Here is an 8,745-nt window from a genome sequence, read left to right as displayed (position 1 = left end):
TGGAGCAATGTGCAGCGAGTCTCAGAGTGATCATCTGACGGCTCCTCGTCTCAGTGATTTACCGAATGGGTTCAGCTCGCAGCTCGCGCGTAGGCAGTGTCGGCAGGAATGCGCAGCTCCACTTCGGGTCCTGCTTTTGGCTCGCTCCACACAACCAGCCTGTCTCCAATGGAATCGGCGCGTTCGCGCATTGCGAGCAAGCCAAAGTGCCCCTCACGCCCTTGCCCCGAAAGAACCGCTGGATCAATGCCTTCACCATCATCCCGCACGCGCAACCGGAACTGCTGATTGTCATATCGAATTTCAACCTCAATCTGGGCGGAGGGAGTTTATTGGAAGCAAGATGATGCGGATCGATGACCTGAACGATTCCTGCCCCGAACCAAATTGTGCCGTCGGTGGGATTTAGCAACCCGAGGAGCATAAGCGCTCGTTGCATTCGAGCTGAGCCTCTTCCTTAGTCGAAGAATCCGTCATCCGGCGAGAGTGGCCCTTGATTGATCGCTCACGTGTTTCTGGCGGAGAGGGCACTGCCTGAGAAAGAAGGTGTTAGCTTAAACATGCCTGTGGACCACGGCCCTTACTGTCCACTTTTAGACAGATTGGAATTTAGGCTTGTTTTTTGGGCTTTCGTTTGGTCAGCTTTGGCGGGTGACGCGAAACCATCGTCCAGAAGGGCGGCCTGAGCCGCCCTCCAGAACGACATGTTTGCCTCTCTTACACGGCTGCGGGGACGTGATGGAAGGTCGAAACGACCGTCTCAAATGTCTGAACACGCGGCGTTCCATCGATCACTTTTCCGAGTGTCTTCAACACTTCGGGGTATACGCGGGTGTTGTAGTCGTCGGCGTTGCTCTTGTGCTCCCACAGACTGATTGAAACCGCATCCTGCGAGCCGGGGTTGCACATGGCGATCTCATCCTTGAAGCCCTTTTGCTTTCGTAGCAAGGGAAGAATCTGGTTTTCGAAAATGTTGGAGTAATCAGACTGCATGTTGGCTTTGACGCGGAAAGTTAAATTGCGTGCGTACATATATTCAACCTCCTAAAGGTTGTTTAATTGCTTATAAGTGGGGCGGACTTCAGATGGCCTTTACTTATATTCAGGGGACCTGAATGAGGTGACTGTTTCTATATGCCTCACCTGCGAACGTAGTCCCTTGAATAGGAGTTGTCAAATCAGTTCTTGATGGCTTCGATGCGCGGGCTGTAGCTGTCACCCAACCGGCATCTACAATGATCGCGCGACTCGCGTTCCTTCGCATCCTGTCTGGCCAAAGGCCAGTTGCACGCTTTTGAGTACTTATCCGGCAGCACGTACCGGAGACACATGCCTATTTGCAAGGAATCTAACGAGGGTCGACCAGGCCCCTTGCGATCATTCCCAAGGCAGTGATACTTGGCAGGAAGAAATAATCCCCACCACGTAGTTCTACAAAGTCCGGCAAATTGCTGCAGACGAACGTAGGATTTGTAAGGCTCGCATCCCCTTGCACAACAAACCTCCCGTGGCCTCCATGATTGCCCAGCAGGAGATCTTTGTCATTACCGAGACGGGCGTCGTTGCCGTATTGAATCCATTGCTGCTGCACGAATTCAAACTGGCGTGAGAGGCTCGCATTCAACGCCATGAAGATGACGCCGCGCTCCTCTGTATCGGAAACGGGTGTGCCTTCGGGAGCGAAACGTCCGTACGGTAGTCCTCGGCGCGTAATGCGGCGACGGTTGATGAGCCGGCCATTGAAGCCGAAGGCGTCGCGCGGATGAACGCGACGGATGTGCGCTCCCATTGGGCACCGCGTGCCCTCTGCATCTGCGCCGAAGGTGAAGTTGGTGCTGCGATTGGGATCTTCGACAATGGTGAGATCGGGATTGTCGGAGGAAAGTTCGATCGGTGTTCCGTCTCGCCATCGACCGACGAATTTGGCGGCGAGTTTTTCTTTGCCCCCTGCATAGGTCGTTGCGTGTTGCTCGAGAAAGTTGCGAAACGTTGCTAGATTCTGATGCAGTTTGCGATAGACCATGAAGGTGCCATTGCTGGCGAGAAGGTGTGGCACGGGTGCGACAGGCAATTCGCCTGCTTCGTCGGCATATCCTAGCAGCAGTTCTCCTGTTGCCAGCGGCGCCCACCTTCCATTGGGTAAAAGCTTGCCTTGTCCAGGCTGGGAACTGCGTTCGACACCGAGATAGTCGGGATTGCCGAAGCCGTCGGTAAAGCCGAAATGTTCTTTGGTTGTCGGCTTGCCGTCGATGACCTCGGCAGCGGCTTCCTGGGAGCCGAGCACTGATACTCCGCCGGTCTCCTCGATCGCGGTAATGATAGCCGCTGAGCGGGCGTCCAAGGCCTCCAGCGCAAGGCCGTTGATGCCGAGCCACGCGTGGACGCGATCGCCGCGCCAGACTTCGTCCCATCGATCGGGGGAATTCACTCCCGAGTCTCCGAGGATTTCGGCGCGATGCTTCATTCCCTGCTGAAACTCAACCGGAAAAGTCAGAAGCGTAGCGTCCGGCAGTTCCAGATGTTGAAGGCCGCGATGAGTAAATGCGATGTTCACCGTGCTCTGCGGCTTTGCCCCGTCCCAGCGCTGGCCAGTGGTGACATGGCTGAGCAGGCGAGCGATCAGGCCGCGCGCCCGCTTCGCGTCTTCAAAGTGAAGAAAGAAATAGCGGGCGACCGGCAAGTTGTAGCCGCGCAGAACAAAGCCCTGAATATCGGTCTCGTTGAGCTTACTCATTTCGGCCGCCAGTCTTGATATCGCGATGAGGCCCCATGGATCCCGGTCGGGGAGGAGGCTGCGATTTGAGAAGCGCCACGAACTGAAGGAATTCCCGTTGCAGCGTGGCGGCATCCGCGCCCTGGTGGGTTGCGATGAAGTCGGCAACAGCGGTCTGAGTCTGTAGCGCGCGTAGCGTCTCGAAGACGGACTTGTCGTTGACGGCTGCGAAGTAGAACGTGGTATCGAGTTGACATGCCTTCATATAGTCGATGAATGCCTGCCCGTTGGCTGCTCCGGGGTAGCCGACACAGTGCTTCCAGATGGCGTCGAGATGATCCGGTATGGTGTCGACAAGGCCGCGGAGATAGCCGTCCAGGTCGCCATCGCAGTTCGACTCAAAGACAAGGTACTTCGATTGAAGGTGCTCTTCACAAGCCGGCATGCCAACGTAGATCACGTCGTCCATTACGACCAGCCGGGCAAGATGTGTGCCGGGAGCTTGCGCGAATGGACTGTCTTCCCGGGTTGAGAGTTTTGCCAGGTAGTCACGAATCCGCAGATCGTGGGAGGGCGTTGCCTTCTCATCCTCGATGATGGGCGAGAGGATTGTAAGTCCATAGACGCTGCCGCTTTTGTTAGGCACGGATGTCTTCTCTATCCAGCGATTGGAGCTTCGCCTGTTTCGCCGAGGTGTGACTGCACTTGCAGCACGAAGCGTAGATAAGCATCGGCAAACTGCTGCGGGCTGCACTGCTCGGCCACGAGGCCAAGTTGATCCAGCGACGACTGCACGATGTGCGCTGACTTGATGTCATTCGCTGTGGCATGGGGATACGCTGTGAAGTAGTAGTCGGTATCGAATTGGACCCGGGCGATGTACTCCTTGAAGGAGGTCACGGGAACCGAACCGGGAAACTTCTCGCTCCAGCGCCAGACAAGATTCAAGCCCTTGCTCAGAACCGCGGAGAAGGCGTCAATGTATTGGTTCCATGTCCCATTGAAGTTGCTGAAGAACAGCAGGTAATCGTATTTGAGGTCTTCCTTCACTTGGCCGTTGCCGAGGAATGGAAATCCTTTGCGCGGCAAAACTACCCATCGCGCGAATTCGATAAAGGACAAGTCGATCAGGTCTTTCTGTAAAGGTTTTATATGTCCGAGCAAAAAGAAGAAACCGCGGAGAATCCAGGTCTTCCATGGCTTCATGGGAGTGATGGCGTTCATTGCGTAGACCTTGCCGTTAATGTTGCTCATTGGACCTCTTTGCTCGGGAAGAGATGGGCCGATTGGGCTTCGAGTACTCTCTTTTCTCTTACCGACTCAGCTAAAGCCGTCGAGAAGTGAGCCAGCAGATTATGTCACAAACCACGGTGCATGGACACAAAACATCATGATCTCCTGCTTCTGCCCATTCTCGCGATTCTTATAAGGTGCCGTTCGACCTCTTAGAAAGCGACAAATATCCTTCTCAGAAGCGGAGAAACGCCGCCACCAATCAGACCTCGAGGGGGCGAATCGTTATCTGGTCGCGCACAATTCCTAAACTAACCGCGAGGACCAGAGGTTTCATTCAAACGGCTATGGCGACTGCTACTGATTCGCCAGCAGAGCTCGGCGGATTCCAGGCGCCATGCCGACTTATCGTTCCCGATCCGCTGTCGATGAGCGGATGGGCGGATTTAGCACTCATTCAGCCCTGTTTAGCCACCAGACCGAGGCGGGAGTCCTACGCTCATCGAACCTACACCTGGTTTTCTGTTGGGAGCGGATTCAATCCACCACCGCACACTTCGGATTGTTCAACGTCCCCGTGATCCGAAGAGGGAAGACCAGCCTTCCGTGCTGCGAGTCGGCGCCTTTGAACAGCCGGGCAAACGTGCTGACGAAAAAGCCCTGCTTGGTCTGGATTGTGGCGTTGCCTTTATAGTCGAGCCGGCTGTTCAGTTCGTCAACGGTTCCCGAGCCATCCACGTCAATCCCATAGAAATCGACGTTGATCTGCCGGCTGAAGATCTGCTGCCGATTCAAGTCCAGGTCTCCACGGAAGGAAGAAAACGCGGCCGTTGGCAGAAAGTTCGTGCCGGGATCGCGGAAGCGTGCCATCTGCGCCATGCTCTTGTTCCCGTTCAGGGCGGTGATTTCGCCTTTTCGGATGTTGAAGTGGCCCGTCCCATGGATTCCCGACAGGGGATTGGCTGAGTGCTCGATGATTCCGTTGAGCTTCATGTCCGCTTCCATCATGCCGGTGATTTTCGGCTGGCCGGCTTCAAATTCCGCCAGCAGGTAGTTGATGCCGACCCCGCTCACCCGCAGGTCGGTGTCGAAGCGCGTCTGAATGCCGGAGAAGTCGAAGCTGAAATCTCCGGCGGCTTTGCCGCGATACGTTTTGGCCGCAAAGTTCTTAAACGTGAACTGCGCGGGTTCGATTTGGACTTGCGAATGAATCTCCCGAAGTTGGATGCGTCCAAAAATGACCGTCCCCACGGTCAGGCTACCGACAATGCTGATCCTGGTAGAAGCATTTTTCGAGGCATTTCCATTGAGTTGTTGCACTCCTCCAGAGAAGTTTTCGGCAGTGAAAACAAGCGGGCCGGGCGCGTCCGAGGGATCGATCAGCCCGGAGCCGTATAACGTTCCATTGTTGATCTGGAGACTGGAGATGGTTCCCATCGAGAACCTCACGGGCTGCGTATTCGCACTGGAGGGATCCTGAAAATTCCAGAGGCCGTCGGGATCGGAGATCAGATGGATGACGGGCTTTTCCACCACCAGCGAGCGAATGGCGACCTTACCGTGAATCAGTGACATCCAGGGAATCGCCGCATCCACCTCCGGCGCCTGCAGAAAGTATCCTGGCGGAAAGGGCTTCGGGTTCTTTACGGCAACGCCATAGAGACGCACCGACAGTGGCAGCAGCCGAACGGACACATGCTGGATTTCAATCTGCAATCCAGTTTTCTTTTGCAGGTAGGCGACGGCTTCAGGGACATACCGGTCCGGATTGCGTACGGTATACCAAGCTGCCGCGCACAGCCCAAGGATCGCGCAAGCGACGATCGTCAGCCCGATCTTCACGCCCTTCGCCATCCTATTCACACGTCGGCCGATCCGCCGCTGCTCTCCTCATCCGATTGGGATGAGCGCGCAGCGGGGACAGCTTTTCCAATTCAAGCCGTGCTTCAGGGGGCAATTCGATCGCTGGCGGAACACGCATATGTAGGCCTTACAACATGAGATGGCGAATGGTTTATAAGGTTGGCTCGAGTCGAGCGGACTGCCTTACTCCCAAATTCTAAATGTTAATTTCAGGCCGAGGCACTCATCGACCTTGGTTTCCGCCCCGGCGACTGAATAGGTCCCCATAAACGCTAGGTTCCTATCGGGACTGTCCCGGCACGGCGTAGATGTCCTGGCGCAGAATCTTCTGCCGGGACAGTTTCGATAGGGGCGTTTGAAGTAAGTCGCTGGCGTGACGGACGCGGTGATCTACCTATGGGAATTGAATCGGCGCCTGATGACTTGTGTGGTCATTGGTGCGTGGAGCTGAGACGAGTCGTGCGGGGAGAACTCTGGTTTGGGCGAAACTAATGGCACAGATCGGCGGTCGCATGGGAGCTTCGAGAGGTTTTTAGCCGAGCCAGAGCGCACGCCGGCTTTTACGTGGGCGAACACGATAGCGTGGAAGTAGAAAACGACCCCAGGCGCGGAGAGTTTGTCATGAAGTGTCATCGACGGACCTCCTTGGCTTGGACGGGGTCAGGCACTTCCGGAAATAGAGCTGGCCGTAAGTGAGCCGCTCTACAACCTGCATGATGCCGGAGCAGGTTGGGCATCGCAAGCTGTGTGGCTCCGGCGGGTTGGCAGGCTCCGCCAAGCCAAGTAAGGAGCGGCAGCGTTCGAGCGCAACACTTCTCCTGCGGTTGGCGAAGAGTCCGAAGTGGCGGATGCGAACGAGTCCGCCAGGCAGAACATGAAGCAGGAAGCGGCGCAAGAACTCATGAGCGGAAACGGTCATGACCTTCTTCTTGCCGCCGTGGGCATAGTCTCGCCAGCGGAAGGAGACGCGATCGTTTTCAAAGGCCACGAGTCGATGGTTGGAGATGGCCACGCGAATGGGTGTAGCGGGCCAGGTAGTTGAGCACATGTTCGGCGCCGCCGAACGGTGGCTTGGCGTAGACAACCCAGTCCTGCCGATACAGGTGCCGGAGGAAACTTGGGAAGGCTCCTGAAGTGGTCAGATGTTGTTGTGAGCCATGAAACTGAAACTTACCCTGCGCGAAGAGCTGGTTGAGCCCCGCGACGAACTTGCCTCGGAAGAGTCGACTCAGCGCATGAACAGGTAGGAAGAATCGCCTTGAGGAATCGATCCATCTGGAGCCGTCAAGAGCCAGGCCGCCGGCGGGAACGATGTAGTGAACATGAGGATGATGCTCAAGGTTCTGACCCCAGGTATGAAGAACGCCGAGGAATCCGATATCCGCTCCCAGGTGTTTCGGATCGCGAGCTAGTTCGAGCATCGTCGCGGCGCTGGCGCGATAGAGCAGATCGTAAAGCAACCGCTTGTTCTGTAGGACCAGAGCGGAAAGTTCATGCGGCAGTGTGAAGACAACTTGGAAATATGGAACGGGCAACAGTTCAGAAGAACGCGCCGTTAGCCATTTTGCGCGCGCGTTCCCTTGGCACTTGGGGCAGTGCCGGTTGCGGCATGAGTTGAACGAGATGGCCTGATGACCGCAACTGACGCACAGATCGCGATGACCGCCCAGTGCCGCTGTGCGGCACCGGGAGATGGCATCGAGCACCTTGCGATGGGGCCATGCAAGATGCGACTGCTGCTGTTGCCAGAAACTGTTGCCCGTTCTGCGGATGACCTCGGCCACCTCGAGGGTGGGCCGGCTCATCGCTTCATCCGTCTCCGGGAGCGTTTTGCCTCGTCGGGACGTGACACTTCGATAGCTTCGAGCGGACTGGGAGTCGCTTGCAGATGGCGTCGCGACAGGTGCAGATAGACGGTCGAGTGTTCAAGCTTGGAGTGCCCAAGAAGCACCTGGATGGTACGCAGATCGGCGCCCGCTTCAAGCATATGTGTAGCGAAGCTGTGTCTCAGCGTATGGGGAGATACATGCTTCTTGATACCAGCCTGCTTGGCTGCCTCTGCCATAGCCGCCCAAACGATCTTTTCCGTGATCGGCACGTCAGCCCGCCAGTTGTTCACCATGCCTGGGAACAGGTAGGTCTTGGGCTTCATCCAGCGCCAATACTCTCGCAGAGTGTCCAGAAGCTTGGGCGTTAACAGAACATCGCGATCGCGGCTGCCCTTGCCCTGGTGGACATGAATGACCATACGTTCACTGTCGATGTCGGTGACCTTCAAATGACACAACTCGGCTCTTCGCAGCCCGGTTGCATACAGCGTCATCAGCATCGCGCGATGCATCAGGTTCTGAGCCGAATCGATCAGACGAGCAACCTCTTCCGGACTGAGTACAGTCGGCAGCTTCCTGGGGCGCTTGGGAAAAGGAATCTCATCGTGAAGGTAGGGACGCCGAAGGGTCTTGACGAAGAGAAACCGCAGAGCCGCACATCGGCTCTGGATCGTGCCAGGCGACAACTTCCGATCACGAAACAGATGCACCTGGTACTCACGAATATGACTCGGACCAAGGCGCTCTGGCGAGCGGTGGAAGTACTTCGAAAAATCCTCCACCGCGTGGATGTAGCAGCGAGTCGTACTTGGGGAATAGTTGCGACGCTGGAGTTCGTCCAGCATCAACTGCCGAAGATGGGTCACGGTAAACCTCCTGTGACCCGAGGCTTACACAGCCAACAATGTGTGGGGAAAGCCCACGCCGCAGCGTCCGTCGCGCCAGCGACTTAGTTGTGCGCCGGGCATGTTCAATAGCTTGGAGGTGAAAGTCCTCTACCCGACCTGATGGAGGTAAGGGTTAGCAATGACGCAAGGGCTACTGTCGCGAGGCGGGGTCTGAAGGAAGCGTGGAGCAAATGCGCGAGTCGATGGACAAAAACCGGAT

The 8,745-nt window shown here is 56.3% G+C and carries 7 protein-coding genes and 1 pseudogene; all 8 read right to left on the bottom strand.

Features of this window, described 5'->3' with window-relative positions; translation table 11 throughout:
• Positions 1-71: 71 nt before the first annotated feature.
• Positions 72-314 carry an ATP-binding protein gene (locus WA354_RS24110; RefSeq protein ID WP_472815575.1) on the bottom strand — a complete coding sequence of 81 codons (243 nt, stop codon included), beginning with the start codon at positions 312-314 and terminating at the stop codon, positions 72-74.
• Between the two features lie 403 nt (positions 315-717).
• Complete coding sequence (locus tag WA354_RS24105) at positions 718-1,032, bottom strand: antibiotic biosynthesis monooxygenase family protein (protein ID WP_472815574.1); 315 nt, start codon at positions 1,030-1,032, stop codon at positions 718-720.
• 316 nt (positions 1,033-1,348) lie between these two features.
• Positions 1,349-2,734 carry a Dyp-type peroxidase gene (locus WA354_RS24100; protein ID WP_472815573.1) on the bottom strand — a complete coding sequence of 462 codons (1,386 nt, stop codon included), beginning with the start codon at positions 2,732-2,734 and terminating at the stop codon, positions 1,349-1,351.
• Positions 2,727-3,359 (bottom strand): hypothetical protein, encoded by a 633-nt coding sequence (locus WA354_RS24095; RefSeq protein ID WP_472815572.1) that lies wholly within the window; start codon positions 3,357-3,359, stop codon positions 2,727-2,729. Before WA354_RS24095 ends, WA354_RS24100 begins: the two co-directional genes overlap by 8 nt.
• 11 nt (positions 3,360-3,370) lie before the next feature.
• Positions 3,371-3,967: a hypothetical protein gene (locus WA354_RS24090; protein WP_472815571.1), complete on the bottom strand. Its 597-nt coding sequence runs from the start codon at positions 3,965-3,967 to the stop codon at positions 3,371-3,373.
• A gap of 516 nt (positions 3,968-4,483) precedes the next feature.
• The gene (locus WA354_RS24085; protein WP_472815570.1) at positions 4,484-5,800 is read right to left on the bottom strand and encodes an AsmA family protein; all 1,317 of its coding nucleotides are present in this window, start codon (positions 5,798-5,800) and stop codon (positions 4,484-4,486) included.
• Positions 5,801-6,428: 628 nt separating this feature from the next.
• A pseudogene (locus WA354_RS24080) lies at positions 6,429-7,614 on the bottom strand (IS91 family transposase).
• Entirely contained in the window at positions 7,611-8,504 is an 894-nt protein-coding gene (locus WA354_RS24075) for a site-specific integrase (protein ID WP_472815569.1), read from the bottom strand. The pseudogene WA354_RS24080 and the gene WA354_RS24075 overlap by 4 nt, the downstream one beginning before the upstream one ends.
• Positions 8,505-8,745 lie beyond the last annotated feature (241 nt).

This window comes from Occallatibacter sp., assembly GCF_049802275.1.
Taxonomy (GTDB): Bacteria; Acidobacteriota; Terriglobia; order Terriglobales; family Acidobacteriaceae; genus Telmatobacter.
The sequence above is the reverse complement of the archived record's forward strand: the minus strand, read 5'-3'. Positions and strand labels throughout refer to the sequence as shown.